Below are 23,393 nucleotides of genomic sequence, written 5' to 3' on the forward strand. Positions count from 1 at the left end.
GATGCAAGTTCTCGCAAGCTTCATCTGCGGCCTGATCTTCGGCGCGGGCCTTCTGATCTCCGGCATGACCGACCCGCAGAAGGTGCTCGGCTTCCTCGACCTGTTCGGCGCCTGGGATGCGACGCTCGCCTTCGTGATGGCGGGCGCGGTCGCGGTCGCAGCATCCGGATTTGCGATCGCGCGGCGGCGTGCGGCGCCGGCCTTCTCCGCGCACTTCCTCTGGCCCGACCGCAACGACATCGATGCGCCGCTGGTTGCCGGCGCCGTCCTGTTCGGCATCGGCTGGGGCCTCGCCGGCATCTGCCCCGGCCCCGCGCTGGTCAATCTCGCCGGCCTCTCGCTGCCGATCGTGGTGTTCGTCGTCGCGATGCTGGCGGGCATGATCGGCCAGAATCTATTCGGCGACAATCTCGGGCGCCGCCGCACGCCGGCGTCGCACGCCATCGAGACTACTCCCCTTCCATCTCGTGCAGACGGGTGATGTCATGACAACGATCAAGCACTTCCCACCTCCGCCCGGCGTCACGGCGCCGCCACTCTCGTTCGGCGCCCGCGTCGGCGACCTCTTGTTCATATCAGGCATTCCCGGCTTCGACGCCAATCGGGAATTACCCGATGGCTTCGAGGCGCAGTTCGCCAATGTCGTGACCAATTTCAAACGCGTCCTGAATGAGGCGGGCGCGACGATGCGCGATCTCGTCAAGGTCAACGTGCTGCTGACCCGCGCCTCTGACGTCGCCACGATGAACGTGCTCTACGCCGGCGCGTTCGGCCCCGCACCCTACCCCGCACGCACCACCTGCGTCGTGGTGGCGCTGCCCAATCCGAAGATGCTGATCGAGATCGAGGGCGTGGCGTCGGTGAAGGCATAGCCGTCCATCCACCGCCGTCGTCATGGCGAAAGCCAGGACCCATTACCCCAAATGTCGGTTGTTGCGCGACGCTGGGGCCGCGATCCCGTTTGCAATCAAATGCGGTGGTTATGGGTCCTGGCTTTCGCCAGGACGACGACGTGGAGATGCCTGCGCCTGTATGCGTGCACTCACCTCGCGGCTTCAGCCGCCCTCAAAACAACGACCCCTGCCCGTCGTCCTCCCGCGGCGTCACCTTGCGCACTGCTACCTTCTTCGCCGCCGGCGCCTCCTCCGCCGCGATCTCCTCGGCACTCATCGGCAGCAGCAATTGCGCATCGTCGTTGGCGACCGCGTTGACGCGCATCGTCACCTGGTGCCAGGCGAACTCGCCGACATCAGGCCCCTTCAGCAGCGGCATCACGTCGTCGACATCGTTGGGCAGGCAGTCGAGCCAGCGCGCGAATTGCTCGGGCCGGATCGTGACGGGCACGCGGTGATGCAGTTGCGCAAGATCGGGGCTCGCCGGCGCGGTGACGATCGCCACCGTGTCCTGCTCCTCACCGTTCGGCCCCATCCAGGTCTCGGCGAGCGCGGCGAAGGCGACCGGGTGGCCGTCGCGGCGATGGATGAAGAACGGCCGCTTGCGGCCGCCGGCATCCTGCCATTCGTAATAGCCGTCGGCCGGGATCAGCGCGCGGCGCCGCTTGATCGCGTTCTTGAAGGCGGGCTTTTCCCGCACCGTCTCGGAGCGCGCGTTGATCAAGAGCGAGAATGTGCGGGGGTCCTTGACCCAGGACGGGATCAGGCCCCAGCGCATCAATTGGAAATGCCGGCCGCCGTTCTGCAGCAGCACCACCGGGATCGGCTGGGTCGGCGCAATATTATACCGCGGCGGAAAATTCGGCTGCTCGATGTAGCCGAACATTTCGCGCAAAGCCGCCGGCGGCGAGGTAATGACAAAGCGTCCGCACATATCCCGTCCAGAGTGGTATCTGTTTATTCAGCCTTAACTTGGACCGTTAAAGACTGCGACCAATGACCTCAACGGCCGCCATAGCGGGCTCTTCCCCGCGACCGACGTACCCCGACGAGGCGCGGGCGGCTTTGTTGCGCGCCGCCAACATCAATCCCCGCACCGGGCTTGCGACCGACTACCTCAATCACTTCAACGAAGCCATCATGTTGCTGGAGATGGTACCGGACCTGCCGGAATGCGCCGACGATTTCCTGGAATGGCAGCCGCTGTCCTACGCCGAGCATTTCACCGCGTCCAATTTCAAGGCGCGTGACCTGGCGATCGAGTCCTACGAGACCGCGGATACCGGGATCCGGGCCGAATTCGACCAGCTGACCGACAGCATGACCAGGATCCTGACCGAGGTCGGGGCGGCGATGCGGCAATTGCAGCAGGACAAGAGCCGGGTCGCGCTCGCCGAACAGGCCATCGTCTGGGTCAAGCCGCTGGTGATGCAGACCGCCGGCATCATCAACGGCGCCGCAGAGGCCGATGTCGAGAGCATCATGGCGGGCGCCTGAGATATCGGGCAGGATGATGGTGTTGAAACTGGTGCCCTGACTGCCTTGACCTCTCCCGAACCTCCGATCCGCCCGCAGCTTGCCGTATCCGGCGTGATTTTCCGCGACGGCCGGGTGCTGCTGGTCCGCCGGGCCCGCTCGCCCGGCAAGGGCTTCTATTCGCTGCCCGGCGGCCGGGTCGAGTTCGGCGAGACGCTGCACACCGCCCTGCACCGGGAGATCGACGAGGAGACCGGCCTGAGGGTCGATATCCTGGGCCTCGCCGGCTGGCGCGAGGTGCTGCCGACCGGCCCCGGCACCGGGCACTACATGATCATGACCTTCGCGGCGCGCTGGACCTCCCGCGAGCCGGTGCTGAACGACGAGCACGACGATTTCAGATGGCTGGCGCCGGAGGCGATCGGCGACCTCAAGGTCACCGGCGGCCTGCATGAGGTCATTGCGGCCGCTCAGCGGCTGGTTTGAGGCCTGTTTTGGAGGCTTTGGAGAGCTCTGCCGCCTTGCCTCGGGCGCATTGAGGGGGCATACCACGGCCATTCCGGAACCCCTGATGATCAGAACCTTTCTCGCCGTTGTGATCCTGATGTCGGCATGCCTCGCGACGCCCGCCCGGGCGCAGGACGCGGCTGCGCCGTTCGACGGCGACCTGCAGCGGCTGGCCGAGATCCTCGGCGCCCTGCACTACCTGCGCGGCATCTGCGGCTCCAACGAGGGCGCCAAATGGCGCAACGAGATGCAGGCGCTGATCGACGCCGAGACCCCCTCCGGCGACCGCCGCGCCCGCATGGTCGCGGGCTTCAACCGCGGCTACAACGGCTTCCAGCAGACCTACCGGACCTGCACGCCGGCAGCTTCCGTCGCGATCCGCCGCTACATCGAGGAAGGCTCGAAAATCTCGCGCGACCTGACGGCCCGCTATGCCAACTGAGCGCGCGATCTTCTTCGACCTTGACGGCACCCTGACCGACCCGAAGCCCGGCATCACCGGTTCGATCCAGTATGCGCTGGCAAAGCTCGGCCGCCCGGTTCCCTCGCAGGACGACCTGACCTGGTGCATCGGGCCGCCGCTCAGGGCGAGCTTTGCCATGTTGCTCGGCGGCGAGGAGCTCGCCGACCGCGCCGTCGAGCTCTACCGCGAGCGATTCGGCGATGTCGGGCTGTTCGAGAACAGCGTCTATCCCGATATCGCGGAGGTGCTGGCCGAGCTGCGCGGGCGGCCCGGCCGGATGTTCGTGGCGACCTCGAAGCCGCATGTGTTCGCGAGCCGGATCGTCAAGCATTTCGGCCTCACCGGCTATTTCGACCACGTGTTCGGCTCCGAGCTCGACGGAACCCGGGTCAACAAGGTCGACCTGCTGGCCTATGCGCTGGTCGAGACCGGGGCCGATCCGGCCAAGGCCGTGATGATCGGCGACCGCAGCCACGACGTGATCGGGGCCAGCCGTAACGGAATCCGCGCGGTCGGGGTCACTTATGGCTACGGCACGGCTGAGGAGCTGACCGAGGCCGGCGCCAGCCACCTCTGCGCCTCGCCGCGGGCGGTGCTGGACCATATCCACAGCTCATTTGGCTGATCGCGGCGGGGATATCAGGAATTCCGCTTTAAATGCCGTGGCGGCCGTTAACCTTTTCGAAAGATGTGGGCTAGGCGGTACCCGCATGCGTGATACATCTCGCGGGTCGCAGTGGTTCGCTCCTCGGACCGCGCGCATTCATTTTGCAGAGTTTCATGCGCCATCCAGCGTCCTTCCCCCATCACCAAGACGACCCGCGTCCCGATCAAGAACAGAAGCAGGCCGCGCTCAGCTATTTGAACGAGGCCTGGGCGGAAGCGCGTCATGACGGCGTCGACGGCGACTGCCTTGCGCAGGCGAGCCTGTTCGCGGCGCTCGCCGAGCTCGTCAATACCTATGGCGAGGATGCGGTGGCGAAATTCGCCGAGGGCCTCGCCGCGCGCGTGCGCAACGGCGAGTTCTCGCTGGCTCTCGCCCGGCAGTAATCGACGACGGTGCTACGCCTTCAGCGTCTCGAGGAACCGGACCGGTTCCCCCAGCGACGGCGTCGTCACCTCGCCCTGCCACATCACCCGCCTGCCGCGCACGAAGGTGCCGACCGGCCAGCCTTGCACCCGCACGCCGTCATAGGGTGTCCAGCCGGCGCGCGAGGCGATCCATTTGTTGGTGATGGTCTCGCTGCGCTTCAGATCGACCACGGTGAAGTCGGCGTCGTAACCCGCCGCGATGCGGCCCTTGCAGGCGATGTTGAACAACCGCGCCGGACCGGCGCTGGTGAGATCGACGAACCGCTGTAGCGACAGCCGCCCGGCGTTGACGTGATCGAGCATCAGCGGCACCAGCGTCTGCACGCCGGTCATACCCGACGGCGAAGCCGGATAAGTCTTCTGCTTTTCCTCCAGCGTATGCGGCGCGTGGTCCGAGCCGAGCACGTCGATGATGCCCTGCTCGATGCCGTACCAGATGCCGGCGCGGTGATCGGCCGAGCGCACCGGCGGGTTCATCTGCGCCAGCGTGCCGAGCCGCTCATAGCATTCCGGTGCGGCCATCGTCAGGTGATGCGGCGTCGCCTCGCAGGAGGCGACATCCTTGTGGTCGCGCAGATAGAGGATCTCTTCCTTGGTCGAGATGTGCAGCACATGGATGCGCTTGCCGGTCTCGCGCGCGAGATTGACCAAGCGCTCGGTCGCCATCAGGGCGGCGGTCTCGTCGCGCCACACCGGATGCGAGCGCGGATCGTCCTCGATGCGCAGCGGCTTGCGCTCATTGAGGCGGTACTCGTCCTCGGCGTGAAACGCGGCGCGACGCTTGATCACCTGGAAGATCCGCCGCAGGCTCTCGTCGTCCTCGACCAGCAGCGCGCCGGTGGAGGAGCCGATGAACACCTTGACGCCGGCGCAACCCGGCGCGCGCTCGAGCTCGGGCAGGTCCTGCACGTTCTCACGCGTACCGCCGATGAAGAACGCGAAATCGCAATGCATGCGATGGTGGCCGCGCTTGATCTTGTCGGTGAATGCTTCCTCGGTGACCGTCAGCGGGTTGGTGTTCGGCATCTCGAACACAGCCGTGACCCCGCCCATCACGGCGCTGCGCGAGCCGGTCTCGAGATCTTCCTTCTGCGTCAACCCGGGCTCGCGGAAATGCACCTGGGTGTCCATCACGCCGGGCAGGATGTGCAGGCCCTTGCAGTCGATCACCTCGCCGGCCGACGCCTGGCTGAGCGAGCCGATCGCGGCGATGCGGCCGCCCGCGATGCCAATATCGCGCACGCCCTCGCCGTCCTGATTGACCACGGTGCCGGATTTTAGAATGGTGTCAAAACGCTGATTCATCGGTCCTCGACGCCCGCTTTCCACAGTCGTGCGGGCCTTGTTCGGCGTACTCTAGCGCCTTAGCTTGGCAGGGGATATCCGCGAGCACCGCGTTTCCCAAGGAACTTGGAAAAAGAGCCAATTTTGCGCATGAAAGCAGCGTTTCTTCCAGATCGGGGCGTGATCAAGGTCTCTGGCGAGGACGCCCGCAACTTCCTCAACGGCCTCATCACGACCGATGTCGAGCAGCTGGCCCCGGGACAGGCCCGGTTTGGTGCGCTGCTGACGCCCCAGGGCAAGATCATCGTCGACTTCCTGATCACCGAGATACCCACAGGGCACGGCGGCGGCTTCCTGATCGACGCGCCGCGCGCGCTCGCCAAGGGGCTCGCCGACAAGCTCGGCTTCTATAAGCTGCGCGCAAAGGTCGTGGTGGAAAACCTCTCCGACAGCCTCGGCGTGCTGGCGGCCTGGGATGGCGAGCCGGCGGCGATCCCCGATCTCGCTTTCGCCGATCCGCGCAACGCAGCGCTCGGCTGGCGCATCCTGATCCCGGAAGACCTCAAGCAGAAGCTCGCCGATCTGATCGGCGCCGATCTCGTCGACGCCAGCGCCTACGAGGCGCACCGGATCGCGACCGGCGTGCCGCGCGGTGGGCTCGACTTCATGTATGGCGACGCCTTCCCGCACGAGACCAACATGGACCGCCTCAACGGCGTCGATTTCGACAAGGGCTGCTATGTCGGCCAGGAGGTGGTGTCGCGCATGCAGCACCGCGGCACCGCGCGCACCCGTACGGTGAAGATCATTCTCGATGGTCCTTCGCCCGAAGCCGGCGCAACCATCCTCGCCGGCGACAAGCAGGTCGGCACCATCGGCTCGACCGCCGGCGAGAGAGGCCTCGCGCTGGTGCGTGTCGATCGCGTCGCCGACGCGCTCGACGCCGGGCTGCCGCTGACCGCGGGCGGGCTGTCGCTGCATCTCGCCGAGCCGGACGCGGTGCGCATCACTGCCAAGCAGACCGTCGCATGAGCCGTACCGCGCAACTGCATCCCGACGGCAAGACGCGCTGCCCGTGGCCGGGCGAGGATGCGTTCTACGTCGCCTATCACGACAATGAATGGGGCGTGCCGGAATATGACGACCGCGCGCTCTATGAAAAGCTGATCCTCGACGGATTTCAGGCCGGCCTGTCCTGGATCACGATCCTGCGCAAGCGCGACAATTTCCGCAAAGCCTTCGACGATTTCCAGCCCGAGAAGATCGCGCGTTACACCGACAAGAAGGTGCATGCGCTGATGAACGACGCCGGCATCGTCCGCAACCGTGCCAAGATCGAAGGCGCAGTGGCGAGCGCGAGGGGCTACCTCGAGATCATGGAGAAGGGCCCCGGCTTCTCGAAGCTGCTGTGGGACTTCGTCGACGGCAAACCGAAGGTCAACCAGTTCAAGACCACCGCGAGCGTGCCCGCCTCGACCCCGGTCTCGATCAAGGTCTCCAAGGAACTCGGCGCGCGCGGTTTCAAATTCGTCGGCCCCACCATCGTCTACGCCTTCATGCAGGCGACCGGCATGGTCAACGATCACCTCGTCACCTGCTTCTGCCACGAGACCTGCAGCGGCAAGCTCCGCACCCCGCGGCTCAAGAAGAAATGACGGCGCGCAAATCGACCGAAACAACCCGCGCCTGGCAGCGGATGTTGTCGGGACGCCGGCTGGACCTGCTCGACCCGTCGCCGCTCGATATCGAGATCGTCGACATCGCGCACGGACTGGCGCGGGTTGCGCGCTGGAATGGCCAGACCTCGGGCGCGCACATCTTCTCGGTCGCCCAGCACACGCTGCTGGTCGAGGCCGTGATGCGTCAGCAGACGCCGCGCGTCGACATCAGCCATCGTCTCGCGGCGCTGCTGCACGACGCACCGGAATACGTCATCGGCGACATGATCTCGCCGTTCAAGGCGGTGCTCGCAGGCGAATACAAGGCAGTGGAGAGGCGGCTGCTGTCGGCGATCCATATCCGCTTCGGCCTGCCTGCCGTGCTGGCGGACGAGATCACCCAGCAGATCAAGGCCGCCGATCGCGGCGCCGCCTATCTCGAGGCGACGCATCTGGCGGGATTCTCGCAGGCCGAGGCCAAGCGGCTGTTCGGCCGCGATCCGGAATTGCCGGAAGCGACCGAGCGCGACTATCTGACGCCATGGACCGCGGCGCGGGCCGAAAAGCAGTTCCTCGAGCGCTTCGGGACATTGCACGCGTCATAGGCGCGGCATCGCGAGCCGCGCCGCCGGTTGCGCCGCAAAATGCAGATGGACATGGCGCCTTTGCCCACCGGGGAGCAGCCGTTATAATCGGGCACACCTGACGCCCCAAGGATCATCATGCTTCACGTCTGCTCGCTCGCTGCGCTCTCCGACACGGTTCGTGCCACCGGCGCCAGCCATGTGCTGACCGTGATGGCCAATGTCGATCAGGTGCAGCGGCCGCCCTCCGTACTTCCGGCCAATCATCTGAAAGTGTCGATGGACGACATCGTCGAGCAGATGGACGGGTTCGTTGCACCCAACGAGACGCATATCGAGCGGGTGCTGAACTTCGTGCGCGGCTGGGATCGGCGCGCTCCGATGGTGGTGCATTGCTATGCCGGCATCAGCCGCTCGACCGCGAGCGCATTTGCCACGGTCTGCGCGCTCAATCCGCACCGCGACGAAATGTCCATCGCCCGGCTGATCCGCGAGGCTTCGCCGATCGCGGCGCCCAACCGCCTGATCGTCAGCCTCGCCGACAAGGCGCTGGGGCGCGAGGGCCGGATGCTACGCGCGCTCGATGCGATGGGCCCGGGCAGCATGAGCGTCGAAGGCCGGCCCTTCCACATCGACCTGGAATAGCGCGACCTGCGTGCCCGGACCGCTTGAACTTCCCGTCCGCTCAACTGCACTACTAGGTTGCGACGGGCGGCCGGCTGGCCGATGGTCCGGCGCGTCCCGCCGGAGGCCCAATGTTCGATTCGCCGTTTGATTTCCTGACCCTCGTCATCGCCATCGTTGCGATCACCTTCTCGCGCAAGGCGCTGGGCCAGATCTCGGTGCTGCAGCGCCGGCTGGATGCGATCGAGGCAGCGGGCGTCACTGCCGCGCGAACTGCTGTGCCGCCGCCGCTGGCGCCGTTCGACGCGTTCGAGCAGACCCTTCCGGCGGCACCTCCGATCGCGCCGCCGCCCCTCCCCGAGGCGATCGCGCGCGCGCCGGAAGCGCATGCAGAGCCAGCCGCGGACGCGGCGGGCGCCGCGCCGCCGCCGCTGCCCGAGCCGCCCGCGCCGCCGCAGCCGGCGCCGGGTTTCGAGGAGACGCTCGGCACCCGCTGGGTGGTGTGGATCGGCGGCCTGACGCTCGCGCTCGGCGGCTTCTTCATGGTGCGCTATTCGATCGAGGCCGGGCTGCTCGGCCCCGGCGTGCGCACGATGCTCGGCGGATTGTTTGCGCTGGCGCTGCTCGGCGCCGGCGAGTGGACGCGGCGCAAGGAGAGCATCTCCAACATCGCAGCGCTGCCGATCGCCAACATTCCGGCGATCCTCACCGCGGCCGGTACCGCCGTGGCCTTCGCCACCGTCTACGCCGCCTATGCGCTGTACGACTTCCTTGCGCCGGCAACCGCATTCATCCTGCTCGGCATGGTCGCACTCGGCACGCTGGCGGCCGCGCTGTTGCACGGGCCGGCGCTGGCCGGGCTCGGCATCGTCGGCGCCTTCGTCACGCCGCTCCTGGTCTCCTCCGACAAGCCCGACTTCTGGTCGCTCTATGTCTATCTCGCGATCGTCACGGCGGCGGCGTTCGGCCTTGCGCGGATCCGGCTGTGGCGCTGGCTCGCGGTCACGACGATCGCCTTCGCGCTGCTGTGGACCTTCCCCTGCCTGCAATGCGGCCCCGAGATGATCGCGCCGCACGTCTTCCACGTCATCGCGGGCTTCGTGCTGGCGGCGCTGCTCGTGGTCTGCGGCTTCATGTTCGGCCCCGACGGCGATGGTGAGGAGATCGAGCCGATCTCGTCCGGCTCGCTCGCCGCCTATCTGTTCGGCGCGATGCTGATCGTGCTCAACAGCGCCCACGCCGACACCGCGATGATCGGCTTCGGATTGCTGACGGCGGGCAGCCTTTTCGTCGCCTGGCGCGCGCCTGCGGCTGCCGGTGCGATCGCTGCCGCCTCGGCCTTCGTCTTCATCGTGTTCGGTGAATGGGCCGTGCGCCGCAACGTCGACATGCTGGTGCTGCCGGGCGGTGCGATCCCGGGCATCGGCCCGTCCGCGACCGACGGCTCGGTCTCGCTGCATCTCGTCACGGCCGCGCTGTTCGCAGCCGCCTTCGGCATCGCGGGCTTCCTCGCGCAATTCCGTTTTGCCACCACGAAGATCACGGTGACCTGGGCCGCGGCGGCGGTGTTCACGCCGGTCGCGCTGCTGGTCGCGCTCTATGCGCGGATTGCGCATCTCGATCGCTCGATCCCGTTCGCTGTTCTGGCCGTGCTGCTGGCCGCAGCCTACGCCGCTGCGACTGAAGCGCTGACCCGGCGCGGCGAGCGGCCGGAGCTGTCGCCCTCGATCGCATTGTCGGCCACCGGCGCCCTCGCCTCGCTGGCGCTGGCACTGACGTTTGCGCTCGACAAGGGCTGGCTCACCATTGCGCTGGCCCTGGTGTCGATGGGCACGGCGTGGCTGTCGGTGCAGCGGCCGATCCCGTTCCTGCGCTGGCTTGCCGCGATCCTCGCCGGCATCGTGGTGCTGCGCATCGGCTATGAGCCGCGCATCGCGGGCGACGCCGTCGGCACCACGCCGATCTTCAACTGGCTGCTGTGGGGCTATGGCGTTCCGGCGCTGTCATTCTGGGCCGGCAGTCATTTCCTGCGCCGCACCGGCGACGACGTCCCGCTGCGCATCGTTGAGTCTGCTGCGATCCTGTTCACGGTGCTGCTCGCCTTCATGGAGATCCGCCACGCGGTCAATGGCGGCGACGTCTATTACGCCAGCGCCGGACTGACTGAGGTCGCCTTGCAGGTCGGCGTGACGCTCGCGATGTCGATCGGACTGGAGCGGCTGCGGCTGCGCAGCGGCAGCATCGTGCACAATGTCGCCGCGGTGCTGCTCACGGTCTTCGCCGGGCTTGCCAGCCTGTTCGGGCTGCTGGGGCTGGAGAACCCGATGCTGTGGTGGCAGGACGTCGGCGGCAGCTTTATCAACCTGCTGCTGCTCGGCTATGCCCTGCCCGCCGTGCTGGCGCTGCTGCTGTCCTATGCGGTGGCGGGGCATCGTCCCGCTGCATACGCCAACACGATCGCGGCCGGCGCGCTGGTGTTTGCGCTCGCCTATGTCACGTTCGAAATCCGCAGGCTGTATCACGGGCCGGTATTGTCGCGCGGCGAGACCACGGGCGCGGAGCAGTACACCTATTCGATCGCCTGGCTGATGTTCGGCGTCGCGCTGCTCGGTGTCGGCATCGTGGTCAACTCGGAGCGCGCGCGGCTCGCCTCCGCCGCGGTGATCGGGCTGACGATCCTGAAGGCGTTCCTGGTCGACATGTCGACGCTGTCAGGGGTCTACCGGGCGCTGTCCTTCATGTGCCTCGGCATCGTGCTGGTCGCGATCGGCTGGCTGTATCAGCGGATCCTGTTCCGCAGGCGGGCCGCTCCGCCGGTCGCGCAGACCGGGGCTTGAAGCTTGTTGTGTTGAACGGCGAGAGCCTCAGTCCACGGATTCGGCGACCAGGCGAATCCGGAAGACCGGCTTTCTGCCCTCGTCGAGCAGCTCCATGTGCCACTCGCTGTTCTGCTTCATGTTGCGCGAAATGCTGCCGAGGAAATTGCCGCAGACCTTGGTCATCTCGGCCCAGGCCACGTCACGACTCTCGAACTCGGTCGCGTGATCGGACCCACCGGCGAAATCGCCGTCACTGATCCTGAAAAAATACTGCGCCATATGACTACTCAAATCGGTGTCCCCACCATTCCGCCTCGCGGCGATGAACGCTAGGTATTGAGTAGCTATCAAGGCGTGGCGACCGCCATCCGTATGACTACGGCTCGGAGCGTATTCCCGCTAGCGCGCAGATCAGAGGTCGGCGCGTTTTCGAGCGAAGCGGATAGCGGTTGGCGTGAAGAAAACGCGTCAAAACAAGAATCTAGAGCCTCGGAAGGGATAGGCTCTAGTCGGTGGAACGGCGCAATTCCGGCGCGCTCTCGGCCTTGGCGGGCTCGGCCTTGACCGGCTCGAGCTTGGCGCTTCCGACTTGCGGCGTCTCAACGCGCGACACTTCGGTCGGCGTGGCATCGGCGGATCGGGTGCGCGGGTGCAGCGTGCGCGGACGCGCCGCCGCACGCGCCATCAGCATCTGCTGGCCGCCCTGGTGATGGAAATCGCAATAGGCGAAGCCCATGCCGGAGACCGAGCCGCGGAACGAGCGGTCGTCCTGCTTGTCGAGATTGAAGCACGGTTCGAACGGAATGCCCTTCAGGGAGGCGCAAACGCTCTGACCGCGGATTTGCAGCGTATTGCCGGGCAGCCGCACGTGGCGGATCGGGCCGGAGCCGGAGAACTGGATCGAGCCTGTCGCGCCGAGATCGTCGAGGATACGGCCGGCGCCGCGGGTGCCATCGAAACAGGTGAACGCGAACACCTTGCCGGCGACGAATCTGCGGGCCTCATCGGCATTCATGCTGCCTGCGAATGCCGGCACGACCATCGCTCCGGCCGTGACGGCCCCCAACACCAAACGCGCAAGCATGAGCTACTCCACTTACGAGCGCGGGCACCCGCTCCTTGTTGAGCATGACCCCCGCTACCGACGCTTCTCGGCGTCTGCGCGAGGATACCCGGCCCCCCGGGATCATGCTGCAAGCCTCTTTACCCGCTGCTTACCATACCAACAGTGGCAACATTGGAGCAGCTTCGTTGGTAAAGTCTGAACGTCCTCAGACTATTTTTACCACGATCCGACCGCGGACCTGACCGCCGAGGATTTTGGCACCGTAACCCATGACATCGTCCAAGGCGATTTCATGAGTAATATCAGCAAGTTTTGCTTTGTCCAGATCGCGGGCCAGGCGCTGCCAGGCGGTCCTCCGGAGCTCGATCGGGCACATCACGGAATCGATGCCGAGAAGGCACACACCCCGCAAAATGAAGGGCGCGACCGACGACGGCAGGTCCATTCCGGCCGCCAGGCCGCACGCCGCGATGGCGCCGCCGTATTTGGTCATCGAAAGCAGGTTGGCGAGCGTGGTCGATCCGACGCTGTCGACGCCGCCGGCCCAGCGCTCTTTCGCGAGCGGCTTCGGGGCACCTGACAGTTCGGCGCGGTCGATCACCTCGGTGGCGCCAAGCCCCTTGAGATAGTCGGCCTCCGATATCCGCCCCGTCGAGGCGATGACGTGGTAGCCGAGCTTGGACAGCACGGCGATCGCGACCGAGCCGACGCCGCCGGCCGCACCCGTCACCACGATCGGACCGCTCTTCGGGGTCAGGCCGTGCTTCTCCAGCGCCAGCACCGACAGCATCGCGGTATAGCCGGCCGTGCCGACCGCCATCGCATCGCGCGCCGAGATGCCGTCAGGCAGCCGGACCAGCCAGTCGCCCTTGACGCGGGCCTTCTCGGCATAGGCGCCGAGATGGGTCTCGCCCATGCCCCAGCCGTTGCAGACGACCTTGTCGCCCGCCTTCCAGTCGGGATGGCTGGATTGCTCGACCGTGCCGGCGAAATCGATGCCGGCGATCATCGGAAAGCGGCGCACCACCGGCGCCTTGCCGGTCAGCGCGAGGCCGTCCTTGTAGTTCAGCGTCGACCATTCGACGCGGACGGTGACGTCGCCGTCCATCAATTCCGCGTCGTCGAATTGGGTCAGTGCGGCGGTGGTACCCTTGTCCGCCTTGTCGATCCTGATTGCTTTGAACGTTGCCACGATAAGCACTCCCCGTAATTCTGGTTTCGGGGGAGTGTTTAACCCATCAGGCGGGCTGCGCAACCGGGCGGGCGACAGGCGCCTCGACGATCGGCAGGTTGATCAGCGCCGACAGCACGCCGAACAGCACCGACAGCCACCAGATCGGGGTGTAGGAACCGTATTGCTCGAACACGACGCCGCCGAGCCAGACCCCGAGGAAGCCGCCGACCTGATGGCTGACGAAGGCGAAGCCGTAGAGGGTGGAGAACCAGCGCGTGCCGAACATCAGCGCGACCAGCGCCGAGGTCGGCGGCACGCTCGACAGCCACAGCAGCCCTGAGACCGCGCCGAATGCAATCGCCGAGAATGGCGTGACCGGGAACGAGATGAAGGCAACCGTCGCCAGCGCGCGCGAGAAGTAGATCACCGAGAGCAGATAGCGCTTCGGAAAGAAGTTCTGCAGCCAGCCGACGCTGAGCGAGCCGACAATGTTGAACAGGCCGATCGCCGCGACCACCCAGCCGCCTGTCGTCGCCGGAATCCCGCGATCGGCAAGATAGGCCGGCAGATGGATGGTGATGAAGGCGAGCTGGAAGCCGCAGGTGAAGAAGCCGAGCACCAGCAGGACGTAAGAGCGATGGCCGAAGGCCTCCGCCAGCGCCGTCTTGAACGATTGCTGATCGGCGGGCGCCGCATCATTCGTCTCCGCGGGCGGCGTCGCCAGCGCGAGCGAGAGCGGCAGGATCAACAGCATCAGCGCGCTGAACACGACGAGCGCGGTCTGCCAGCCGAAATTGTCGATCAGCGCGACGCCGAACGGCGCAAACAGGAACTGGCCGAACGAGCCGGCGGCGGTGCCGGCGCCGAGCGCGAGGCCGCGCTTTTCCGGCGGCAACAGCTTGCTGAACGCTGCCAGCACCAGATTGAACGACGAGCCCGACAGGCCGAAACCGATCAGCACGCCGGCGCTGATGTCGAGCGACAATGAGGTGGTCGAGTAACGCATCAGGAGCAGGCCGGCGGCGTATAGCAGGGCGCCGACGATCATGACGCGCAGCAGCCCGAAGCGGTCGGCAATGGCCCCTGCGATCGGCTGGCCGAGCCCCCACAGCAGGTTCTGCAATGCGATGGCAAGGCCGAACACATCGCGGCCCCAGGCGAATTCGCGGCCCATCGGCTGCACGAAGAAGCCGAGACTGGAGCGCGGGCCGAAGCTCAGCAATGCGATCGCGCAGCCGCAGACGATGATGACGAGCGGCGTGCGCCAGCTGCCCGATGTCGGTCGAAGATCCCCTGTCGTGACGGCCATGTCGTCTTCCCCCGCATCTGCCGCGCGGGGAACCGGCCCCGCCGAACGTTACGGGGAGTTAATGCACATGCATGAAAACCCCAAGAGGCGGCGGAGAAAAATATTCGCCTGCAAGGCAGCCCTGCAGAATCCGAGAGGATGACGAGCGTCATTCCGGGGCACATCGCACCCGGAACAGGAGACCGATCGCGCTACCGCTTGGCGCTGGCCTGCTCGGCCGAGCTCTGGGCGGCCTCGGCGAGCTGCGCCGAGATCTTGGCGGTCTCGGCCGCACTGCCCCAGCTCGGCGCATCGCTGCCGTCGCCCCAGGCGCGCGGACGATAGAAGGTATGGACGCCGAACTTGTACATCTTCTTCATTTCGCTGACCCAGGACGGCCGCACCCAATAGGCGTGGTAGTGGGTCGAACGATCGACTTCCGGCAGCCACAATTTGCCGTCGAGCATCGCCTTCGCGATCTTCTTCGCGCGGTCCCACATGTCGGGCTCGCGGACGACATCGGGGATGTTGTCGCAGGCAAAGGTGAACTGGCAGGCGTAGTGCCGGTTCTTGTTCTGGTAGACCACGCCGCATACCGTCTCCGGATATTTGCCGGAGAAGGCGCGGTTCAGCACCACCTGGGCGACCGCGATCTGGCCGCGCACCGCCTCGCCGCGCGCCTCGAAATAGACCGCCTCGGCGAGGCACTTCTCCGACTTGGCGCGCGACTTGTCGTCGAACAGGCCGAGCCGCTCCGCCGGCGTCTTGCTGTGCTGGTCGTCGGCATTGACCTCGCCCTTCGGCGCGATGCTCTCGCCCATCTCGCCGGCCTTGACCGGGCCGTCGGCATCGACCGGCAGCGAGGCCATCACCTTCATGTCGGGATCGGGCTGCGCCGCGGGCGCCACCACGACCGGCGCCTCGCCGGGCTGCCAGCGCTCGAGATTCTCGGGCGTGCCGAGCGACGAGCCGAAGAACAGGCTGGCGGTCTTGAATGCGAACGGGTCACGCTCGTGCGTTGCATCGACGGGCGGCGCGGCAGCAGGCTTCGCGGGCGCGGGCTTCAGGTCGTCGAGCGGATTGGCCTCGAGCGACATCGACACGTCGTATTGCTGCGGCGACGGTTTTGCATATTGCGGCAGCGGCGGCGCGCGCAGCGCCTCCTGCAATTCGGGATCGAGCGGGGTGTTGTCCGCAATTGCGCTGCCACTCACCGCGGTCGCCGTCTTCATGCCCCTGACCGACGAATTCGACGTCGCGGGATCCTCGTTCGCCGGAGCCGTGGGCGCGGGCTCGGCGGGATCGACCTGGTCGGGCCGCCTGACGACGAGACGATCGCCCTTCAAGGTGCGATCGACCTTGGGAAAATCGGATGCCTGATAGCGCGGCGGCGACGCGGCAATCGGATTGCGCGTCACGGTGCCGGTGATGTCGACGTTCGAATTGTCCAGCCGTGCGAGCAGGATCTGCGGATCCTGCGGCGCGGAGGTTCCGATCGGACGGCCGAAGCTGTAGGTCGCGACCTGGATCGAGCCGACCGCGGATGAGAAGACGCGCTTCTGCCAGCGCTCGGCGACGCCGGGCTGCCGGGCCAGGAGCGAAGCAATATCCTGATATCCGAGCTCGGTCGGCATCAAGGCGAAGATGCTGAGACCGAGACCGAAGAGCGCGAGACGTGCGCCCTTCGGCTGGTTACGCGACACAAACATCGTACGCTCACGCAACGCTTACTGAGTGCAATCGAACGCGGTACATCCGCGCAATTCGACCTTTCCCGTTGCTAATCTGTTTAGGTTGCCGCGGAGTTAATCAGCGTTGCCCGCGCGCTACACTCAAGCGATCGCGCACATGTCGCGCGCCGCATCGCGCGCGTTGGTAAATGCGCCGCGCATGAAAGTCGTAAACATCTGGTCAATGGGAATGGTGAACGAGTCGTTACCCGTCCCTAGCCCGTCATTGCGAGGAGCGGCAGCGACGACTTGTCCGCCGAAGCCTTGGCGAAGGCGGAAGCAATCCACTGGTCTGCATATGGCACTCGCTGTCATCACCCGCGAAAGCGGGTGATCCAGTATTCCAGAGGCAGCAGTGCTTGAGCCGAGAGGCCGCGGGGTACTGGATCGCCCGGACGAGCCGGGCGATGACAACGGAGAGTGGACGCACTTCCTGATGCAATGACGATGACTGCCGATCGCGCTCGGCAAACAAAAAAATGGCCGGGACTCGGTCCCGGCCATTGCAACCTCTGAACTGCTCGATCGCTCACGCCTGGCTGGCGATCTCCTTGCCGAGCGCGGCCTGCGCGGCGGCGAGGCGCGCGATCGGCACGCGATAGGGCGAGCACGAGACGTAGTCGAGCCCGACCTCGTGGCAGAACGCGACCGAGGCGGGATCGCCGCCGTGCTCGCCGCAGATCCCGACCTTGAGGCTCGGCCGGGTCTTGCGGCCGCGCGTGACGCCGATCTTGACCAGCTCGCCGACGCCGTCGCGATCGACCGAGATGAACGGATCGATCTCGAGAATGCCCTTGGCGACATAGGTGCCGAGGAAGCTCGCGGCGTCGTCGCGGCTGATGCCGTAGGTGGTCTGCGTCAGATCGTTGGTGCCGAACGAGAAGAACTCCGCGGTCTCCGCCACCTCGCCGGCCATCAGGCAGGCGCGCGGCAGCTCGATCATGGTGCCGACCTGGTAGGTCAGCTTGACGCCGGTTTCCTTCATCACCGCATTGGCGGTGGCATCGATCCGCGCCTTGACCAGGTCGAACTCGGCCTTGGTCGCGATCAGCGGCACCATCACCTCGAGGCCGACCGGCTTGCCGGTGCGCTTGCCGGCTTCGACGGCGGCCTCGAAGATCGCGCGCGCCTGCATCTCGGCGATCTCCGGATAGGCGATCGCGAGACGGCAGCCGCGGAATCCGAGCATCGGGTTGAACTCGGACAGTTCGCGGGCGCGGTCGGCCAGCTTGCGCGGATCGGTGTTCATGGCACGCGCCACTTCCTCGATCTCGGCCTGGGTGTGCGGCAGGAACTCGTGCAGCGGCGGATCGAGCAAGCGGATCGTGACGGGCAGGCCCTTCATGATCTCGAACAGCTCGACGAAGTCGGCGCGCTGCATCGGCAGCAGCTTCGAAAGCGCGGCGCGGCGCGACTGCTCGTCTTCGGAGAGGATCATCTCGCGCACGGTGCGGATGCGGGTCTCCTCGAAGAACATGTGCTCGGTGCGGCAGAGGCCGATGCCCTCGGCGCCGAACTTCACCGCGGTGCGCGCATCATCGGGCGTATCGCCGTTGACGCGGACGCCGAGCTTGCGGACCTCGTCGGCCCAGCCCATCAGCGTGCCGAACTCGCCGGACAGCTCCGGCTCGATCATCGGCATGCGACCAGCCAGCACCTGTCCGACCGAGCCGTCGATGGTGATGACGTCGCCGGTCTTGAAGGTGCGCGAACCGACGCTCATGGTGCCGCGGCCGTAATCGACGCGGATGGTGCCGCAGCCGGAGACGCAGGGTTTGCCCATGCCGCGGGCGACCACCGCCGCGTGCGAGGTCATGCCGCCGCGGGTGGTGAGGATGCCTTCGGCGGCGTGCATGCCGTGGATGTCTTCCGGGCTGGTCTCGATGCGGACCAGGATCACCTTGCGGCCGTCGGCCTGCAGCTTGGCGGCCTCATCCGACGAGAACACGATCTCGCCGGAGGCGGCGCCGGGCGACGCCGGCAGGCCGGTCGCGATCACGTCGCGCTTGGCGGCGGGATCGATGGTCGGGTGCAGCAGCTGGTCCAGCGACGCGGGATCGATCCGCGTCACCGCGTCCTTGCGCGAGATCAGGCCTTCATTGGCGAGCTCGACCGCGATGCGCAGCGCCGCCTTGGCGGTGCGCTTGCCGCCGCGGGTCTGCAGCATCCACAGCTTGCCCTGCTCGACCGTGAACTCCATGTCCTGCATGTCGCGGTAGTGCTTCTCGAGCAGCGTGTAGATCCGCGTCAGTTCCTTGAACGCGGCCGGCATCGCGGCTTCCATCGACAGCTTGTCGGAGCCGCTCTCCTGGCGCGCTTCCTCGGTGATGTCCTGCGGCGTGCGGATGCCGGCGACGACGTCCTCGCCCTGCGCGTTGATCAGGAACTCACCGTACAGCTTGCTCTCGCCGGTCGAGGGATTGCGGGTGAACGCAACGCCGGTCGCCGAGGTCTCGCCCATGTTGCCGAACACCATCGCCTGCACGTTGACGGCGGTGCCCCAGGATTCCGGAATGTCGTGCAGCTTGCGGTAGGTCACCGCGCGCGCGTTCATCCAGGATGAGAACACCGCGCCGATCGCGCCCCACAGCTGGTCGTGCGGATCCTGCGGGAAGTCGTGGCCGGTCTCCTTGGCGACCGCCTCCTTGTACTTGCCGACCAGCTCGACCCAGTCGTCACCGGTGAGGTCGGTGTCGAGCGAGTAGCCCTGGCCGTCCTTGAAGGTGTCGAGGATGTCCTCGAAGTGATGATGCTCGAAGCCGAGCACCACGTCCGAATACATCGTGATGAAGCGGCGATAGCTGTCATAGGCGAAGCGGCGGTCGCCGGAGAGCTCGGCAAGCGCTTCGACCGTGCGGTCGTTGAGACCGAGATTGAGCACGGTGTCCATCATGCCCGGCATCGAGGCGCGCGCGCCCGAGCGCACCGAGACCAGCAGCGGGTTCTTGGCGTCGCCGAAGGTCTTGCCGGTCAGCTTGCCGACATAGTCGAGCGCCTTCTCAACCTGTGCTTTCAATTCCTTCGGATACGTCTTGTCGTGATCGTAGAAGTAGGTGCAGACCGAGGTCGGAATGGTGAAGCCGGGAGGCACCGGGAGGCCGAGATTGGCCATCTCCGCGAGGTTGGCGCCCTTGCCGCCGAGCAGATCGCGCAGGGTCGCCTGGCCCTCGGCCTTGCCGTCGCCGAACGTATAGACCCACTTGCCGGCCTTGATCGCCGGCGCAGCCACCTTCTTCGCAACGGCCTTCGCCGGCGCCTTGCCGGCGGGCTTTGCGGCTGTTTTGGCAACCGGCTTGGCCGCGGTTTTCGGCGCCGCCTTCGGGGCGCTCTTCTTCAATGCCTTGCGCGCCGGAGCGGCCTTGCGGGCTGCGGCGGAGGGCTTTGATTTCGCTGCAGTTTTCACGACAGTTTTCACAGCAGGTTTCTTGGACTTCGCGACGGCTTTGGCCATGTCAGACAACAATCCGGAAGGAGGGGTCGAAGATGCGCGCCTTACACCACTTTGGGGGGTTCCGCGCAAGCCGCGAAACCCCGCTTTCCCGCTACAGGTGCAGCCAGCGCAGCAGGCCCATTCCCACGAGACCGACGAAGATCAGGTAGATCGCGACGATGTAGTTGAGGAGCCGCGGCATGATCAGGATCAGGACGCCTGCAGCCAGGGCCACGATGGCAGGCAGATGCCCAGCGGTGATGGTCATTGAAGTTTTCTCCGGCGGTTTTTGGAGGAGCGAATCGAGCGGCAGTTTATCCGCTGAGGGGGTTCCCACATCAAGACGCCTGCACCGCCTGAGAGTTCCCGCAACTCACGAAAATTGCTCCAAATTGCCGCGTTTGTGGCGGCGGTTTTTCCGGAACATCACCACGTCAGATGCATTGGCTCGCCGTGCGCATCGGCGAAAGCTGGCGCGCATCGAAAAAGAATGGAGCGAGCCATGCGAAACAGAATACTTGCCGTTGCAGCCGTTGCAGCCGTTGCTGCTGCGATCACGGTGCCGGCTGTTGCCGCACAGGCCCAGACCGTTGGCGTTGTCCGCGGTGGCCCGCCGGTTGCAGTCGAGGATGACGAAGGCATTGCAGTCGAGCAGCGCCCGGCATTCCGCGAATACATCGTGCGCGAGCGCGTGCCGAACTACACCGTTCCCGATCGCGTCGTGGTCGGCACCGTGCTGCCCGACGCCGGCGTGACCTATTACGACGTGCCGCAACGGTTCGGCGCGACGCCCTATCGTTACACCGTCGTGAATGGCGAGACCGTCCTGGTCGAGCCGCGTTCGCGACGGATAGTTCAGGTGGTCGAATAGCGTAACGTCAGCGATAGCCTGAACGAACAGTCCGGGCGCCGCGCAAGCGGATCTGCGCGCAGATCGACCGGACCAGAAAGCCCCGCCCGGCCTCCCCACCGGGCGAGGCTTTTCTGTCTTGTTCGAGATCATCGTGAGTTGAATCAGTCCCGCGTCAAACTTGCTGCACCTCTCCCGCTTGCGGGGGAGGGAGCCCGACACCTTTTCGGTTCATCAAGCTCCAGCGATCTACGATTTAAGGATCGAGAGCAGCGTCGAGGTCGACTTGTAACTCTTGATCGCGGCGTCCTGGAAATCCTGCGTCCAGTTGGCGGCCTGGCGTTCCTCCGCGCTCATCGAGGAATACTGCTTGAGGATGCCGAGTGAGAACTGGCGTGGATCGCCGGCGGACTGGCTCTGCTTCAACGCATCGAGCACGGCAAGGCGCGTCCGCGTGTTGAGCTCCTGCTTGGCCGCGAAGATCTCCTCGCCGGAGAACTTCTTGTCCTGGTTCAATGAGATCGCCGACAGCGAGCGATTGTCGAGCGACGAGAGGTCGGCGAGCTGTCCGGTCTTGCGCCCGGAATCATAGACCAGTTCCTTGCCGTTCTTCGCCGCCTCGCTCTTCTGCCGATCGAGGAAGGCGCGCACGTCGCTCGCCACGCTGGAGAAGTCGCGCGTGTTGCCCGTCGTAGGCGACGTGGTCCCGGCCAGCGCGGCGGCGATCGGATCGCCCGTGATCCCGCTTGGCGCTGTGTTCGGGTCCTGCTGGGTCGCCTGAACACCCTTCAACACCGCGGCGCGCTGGTTGGCCCAGGTCGCGGTCGCTTTCTCCTCGTCGCTGGCGCCGTCGAGCCAGTCGAGCGCCGCCTTGTAGCTGACGCTGTAGTCGCCGGTCAGCCGCGTGGTCGCAAGCGACGGCGCCAGGGCCTTGTCGAAGCGCTGCTTCAGTTCGGTGGCGGCAACCGCCTGTTCATCCGGCGTGAACTTGCCGCCATTGTTGGTCGAGATCGCAAACAGCGAGCGGCGATCCAGGGTCGAGAGATCGATCGTGGTCTTGCCGTCGACGATCGGCTTCTTCACGCCGGCGACCGTGTAGAGCCGGTCGAGCGTGACGCGCGCGTCATTGGTGACGGTCGCGAAATCCGGCAACGGTGCTTGGCGAGTTGCGCGCGGGCGGCGTCCGACAGCGTGAGGTTGGTTGCAGCGCCCGGGGTCGAGGATGCCGAGAGATCGCCGGCGGTGCCGTCGCCCGACAAGGTCGCGGCCAGCGAGGGCGTCGCGGCGGCCCGCGCATAGGCCGAGCCATATTGGGCGTAGGGATTGGGCGAGGTGCCGATCGAGGTCATCGGGGAGGTCCCTGCATTGGCGCGAGGGGCGATTTCTTAAGAAATCGTTGATCCGGCGCGACCTTCGCAGGGCGTGGTTAACAAATTGCAAATTGTGTAAATGTTTCCCGATCGAAACGAACGCCGCACCGATCCGTCAGATATCCGCCACCCAGCCGTGGCGGCGCTGCTTGTAGACCGCGACGGAAGGCGCCGGAAAATCCGGGTCCGCGAACGCTCCGACCGCGACCGCGATGAGATGGGGCATCCGCGCCGGCTCCCAATAGACCGACGATCCGCAATTCGGGCAGAAATGGAACAGCACGGAGGAGCCGCTGTCACCAGGCCTGGTGTATTGCCGCGCCTCGCCCTGCGGCTCGACATCGGCACGACCGAAGAAGGCGGCGATGCCGTAGGTGCTGCCGGTTCGCTTCTGACAGTCCAGGCAATGGCAGAGCGCCACCGTGGCCGGTTCGCTATGACAGGTCACGCGAAGCTGTCCGCAGGCGCATGTCGCAAGCCGCGTCATCGTCACCTCCTCTTGCTGGCGACCAGACGGTGAATGACCTTGCCGGAGGACGCGCTGACGACTTCCGCGTCGAGCAGGAATTCGGCCACCGCCAACTCGGTCCGCACCAGCGCGGTATCGAATGCCGCGTAGAGCCGGCCGTGCGCATCGCGCGCATCGTCACCTTTGGTCACGCGCCAGCTCAGGTAGAAAATACCGCCGGGCTTCACGACGTCGAACATGCGCCGGACGGACGGCGCGATCAGCTCGTGATCGAGATGCATGATCACGGTCTCGCACAGCACATTGTCAAATCTGTCGGCGGCTATTCCGGATAGCGCGGGCAATTCGGCGTGCGTAAAGCGCAGCGCCGGATAGCGGGCGCGCGCTTCCGCAAGCAGTCCCTCGGAGGCGTCAAAACCTTCGGCCGGAAAGCCATTGGCGTTGAGCCATGCCACCTCGCGGCCGCTGCCGCAGCCGATATCGGCGGTCGCGCCGCCCTTGATGAAGAATTGCCCGACGATCTCCTGCAAATCGAGTGGCGCCGGCTGGTCGTGCCAGTCCTCCGCAAACGCCGCCGCCTCCTTGTCGTAAGCGGCCAGCGTTGCGCGGTCCATCG

At 66.0% G+C, this 23,393-nt stretch carries 24 protein-coding genes and 1 pseudogene; 13 read left to right on the top strand and 12 right to left on the bottom strand.

All coding sequences use genetic code 11. The features are described 5' to 3' along the window. The first annotated feature begins 1 nt into the window (after position 1). The gene (locus ALC15_RS27295; protein WP_050629954.1) at positions 2–481 is read left to right on the top strand and encodes a DUF6691 family protein; all 480 of its coding nucleotides are present in this window, start codon (positions 2–4) and stop codon (positions 479–481) included. 4 nt (positions 482–485) lie between these two features. Then, positions 486–872: a RidA family protein gene (locus tag ALC15_RS27300; RefSeq protein WP_050629955.1), complete on the top strand. Its 387-nt coding sequence runs from the start codon at positions 486–488 to the stop codon at positions 870–872. 193 nt (positions 873–1,065) lie between these two features. On the opposite strand, the gene ALC15_RS27305 is transcribed toward ALC15_RS27300, so the two are convergent. Continuing rightward, the gene (locus ALC15_RS27305; RefSeq protein WP_050629956.1) at positions 1,066–1,827 is read right to left on the bottom strand and encodes an SOS response-associated peptidase; all 762 of its coding nucleotides are present in this window, start codon (positions 1,825–1,827) and stop codon (positions 1,066–1,068) included. A gap of 62 nt (positions 1,828–1,889) precedes the next feature. Between ALC15_RS27305 and ALC15_RS27310 the strand changes: the two genes are divergently transcribed. The 5 genes from ALC15_RS27310 to ALC15_RS27330 all read left to right on the top strand — a co-directional run bounded on the left by ALC15_RS27310 (position 1,890) and on the right by ALC15_RS27330 (position 4,389). Next, complete coding sequence (locus ALC15_RS27310) at positions 1,890–2,390, top strand: hypothetical protein (RefSeq protein ID WP_050629957.1); 501 nt, start codon at positions 1,890–1,892, stop codon at positions 2,388–2,390. Between the two features lie 45 nt (positions 2,391–2,435). After that, positions 2,436–2,855 carry an NUDIX hydrolase gene (locus tag ALC15_RS27315; RefSeq protein WP_050629958.1) on the top strand — a complete coding sequence of 140 codons (420 nt, stop codon included), beginning with the start codon at positions 2,436–2,438 and terminating at the stop codon, positions 2,853–2,855. A gap of 85 nt (positions 2,856–2,940) precedes the next feature. Next, positions 2,941–3,318 (top strand): TIGR02301 family protein, encoded by a 378-nt coding sequence (locus ALC15_RS27320; protein WP_050629959.1) that lies wholly within the window; start codon positions 2,941–2,943, stop codon positions 3,316–3,318. Next, positions 3,308–3,964, top strand: a complete 657-nt coding sequence (locus tag ALC15_RS27325) for an HAD family hydrolase (RefSeq protein WP_050629960.1) — start codon at positions 3,308–3,310, stop codon at positions 3,962–3,964. The genes ALC15_RS27320 and ALC15_RS27325 overlap by 11 nt, the downstream gene beginning before the upstream one ends. A 155-nt stretch (positions 3,965–4,119) precedes the next feature. Then, positions 4,120–4,389, top strand: coding sequence for a hypothetical protein (locus ALC15_RS27330; RefSeq protein WP_050629961.1), 270 nt, complete (start codon positions 4,120–4,122; stop codon positions 4,387–4,389). Between the two features lie 12 nt (positions 4,390–4,401). Here the strand turns inward: ALC15_RS27330 and ALC15_RS27335 are convergent, their stop codons facing one another. After that, on the bottom strand, positions 4,402–5,736 hold the full coding sequence (locus tag ALC15_RS27335; RefSeq protein ID WP_050629962.1) for a dihydroorotase: 1,335 nt from the start codon (positions 5,734–5,736) through the stop codon (positions 4,402–4,404). Positions 5,737–5,865: 129 nt separating this feature from the next. Here ALC15_RS27335 and ygfZ point away from each other — a divergent pair, with 129 nt between their 5' ends. From ygfZ to ALC15_RS27360, 5 genes are all read left to right on the top strand, one after another. Next, positions 5,866–6,747 (top strand): CAF17-like 4Fe-4S cluster assembly/insertion protein YgfZ, encoded by an 882-nt coding sequence (ygfZ, locus tag ALC15_RS27340; RefSeq protein WP_050629963.1) that lies wholly within the window; start codon positions 5,866–5,868, stop codon positions 6,745–6,747. After that, positions 6,744–7,370, top strand: coding sequence for a DNA-3-methyladenine glycosylase I (locus tag ALC15_RS27345; RefSeq protein ID WP_050629964.1), 627 nt, complete (start codon positions 6,744–6,746; stop codon positions 7,368–7,370). The genes ygfZ and ALC15_RS27345 overlap by 4 nt, the downstream gene beginning before the upstream one ends. Beyond that, on the top strand, positions 7,367–7,978 hold the full coding sequence (locus ALC15_RS27350) for a YfbR-like 5'-deoxynucleotidase (RefSeq protein ID WP_050629965.1): 612 nt from the start codon (positions 7,367–7,369) through the stop codon (positions 7,976–7,978). Before ALC15_RS27345 ends, ALC15_RS27350 begins: the two co-directional genes overlap by 4 nt. 117 nt (positions 7,979–8,095) lie before the next feature. After that, on the top strand, positions 8,096–8,602 hold the full coding sequence (locus tag ALC15_RS27355; protein WP_050629966.1) for a tyrosine phosphatase family protein: 507 nt from the start codon (positions 8,096–8,098) through the stop codon (positions 8,600–8,602). A gap of 110 nt (positions 8,603–8,712) precedes the next feature. Next, positions 8,713–11,418: a DUF2339 domain-containing protein gene (locus ALC15_RS27360; protein WP_050629967.1), complete on the top strand. Its 2,706-nt coding sequence runs from the start codon at positions 8,713–8,715 to the stop codon at positions 11,416–11,418. 27 nt (positions 11,419–11,445) lie between these two features. On the opposite strand, the gene ALC15_RS27365 is transcribed toward ALC15_RS27360, so the two are convergent. The 7 genes from ALC15_RS27365 to ALC15_RS42225 form a co-directional block, all read right to left on the bottom strand. Further along, the gene (locus ALC15_RS27365; RefSeq protein ID WP_050629968.1) at positions 11,446–11,679 is read right to left on the bottom strand and encodes a DUF6894 family protein; all 234 of its coding nucleotides are present in this window, start codon (positions 11,677–11,679) and stop codon (positions 11,446–11,448) included. Positions 11,680–11,905: 226 nt separating this feature from the next. Next, positions 11,906–12,484: a hypothetical protein gene (locus tag ALC15_RS27370; protein WP_050629969.1), complete on the bottom strand. Its 579-nt coding sequence runs from the start codon at positions 12,482–12,484 to the stop codon at positions 11,906–11,908. 187 nt (positions 12,485–12,671) lie between these two features. Next, positions 12,672–13,658 (bottom strand): acrylyl-CoA reductase (NADPH), encoded by a 987-nt coding sequence (acuI, locus tag ALC15_RS27375; protein WP_050629970.1) that lies wholly within the window; start codon positions 13,656–13,658, stop codon positions 12,672–12,674. A 46-nt stretch (positions 13,659–13,704) separates the two neighbouring features. Further along, complete coding sequence (locus tag ALC15_RS27380; protein WP_050629971.1) at positions 13,705–14,949, bottom strand: MFS transporter; 1,245 nt, start codon at positions 14,947–14,949, stop codon at positions 13,705–13,707. Positions 14,950–15,140: 191 nt separating this feature from the next. Next, a complete protein-coding gene (locus ALC15_RS27385; protein ID WP_050629972.1) occupies positions 15,141–16,637 on the bottom strand; it encodes a cell wall hydrolase in 1,497 nt (498 codons plus the stop codon). A gap of 550 nt (positions 16,638–17,187) precedes the next feature. Further along, complete coding sequence (gene ppdK / locus ALC15_RS27395) at positions 17,188–20,109, bottom strand: pyruvate, phosphate dikinase (RefSeq protein WP_050629974.1); 2,922 nt, start codon at positions 20,107–20,109, stop codon at positions 17,188–17,190. A 91-nt stretch (positions 20,110–20,200) separates the two neighbouring features. Next, positions 20,201–20,356, bottom strand: coding sequence for a DUF3096 domain-containing protein (locus ALC15_RS42225; protein WP_021080009.1), 156 nt, complete (start codon positions 20,354–20,356; stop codon positions 20,201–20,203). 234 nt (positions 20,357–20,590) lie between these two features. Here ALC15_RS42225 and ALC15_RS27400 point away from each other — a divergent pair, with 234 nt between their 5' ends. Beyond that, on the top strand, positions 20,591–20,959 hold the full coding sequence (locus ALC15_RS27400) for a DUF1236 domain-containing protein (RefSeq protein WP_050629975.1): 369 nt from the start codon (positions 20,591–20,593) through the stop codon (positions 20,957–20,959). A gap of 228 nt (positions 20,960–21,187) precedes the next feature. Here the strand turns inward: ALC15_RS27400 and ALC15_RS27405 are convergent. The 3 genes and pseudogenes from ALC15_RS27405 to ALC15_RS27415 form a co-directional block, all read right to left on the bottom strand. Further along, a pseudogene (locus tag ALC15_RS27405) lies at positions 21,188–22,287 on the bottom strand (hypothetical protein). 136 nt (positions 22,288–22,423) lie between these two features. Then, on the bottom strand, positions 22,424–22,795 hold the full coding sequence (locus ALC15_RS27410; RefSeq protein ID WP_050629976.1) for a GFA family protein: 372 nt from the start codon (positions 22,793–22,795) through the stop codon (positions 22,424–22,426). Between the two features lie 2 nt (positions 22,796–22,797). Further along, positions 22,798–23,391 carry a class I SAM-dependent methyltransferase gene (locus tag ALC15_RS27415; RefSeq protein ID WP_050629977.1) on the bottom strand — a complete coding sequence of 198 codons (594 nt, stop codon included), beginning with the start codon at positions 23,389–23,391 and terminating at the stop codon, positions 22,798–22,800. Positions 23,392–23,393 lie beyond the last annotated feature (2 nt).

The sequence above is a fragment of the Bradyrhizobium viridifuturi genome (assembly GCF_001238275.1).
In the GTDB taxonomy this organism is placed as follows: Bacteria; Pseudomonadota; Alphaproteobacteria; order Rhizobiales; family Xanthobacteraceae; genus Bradyrhizobium; species Bradyrhizobium viridifuturi.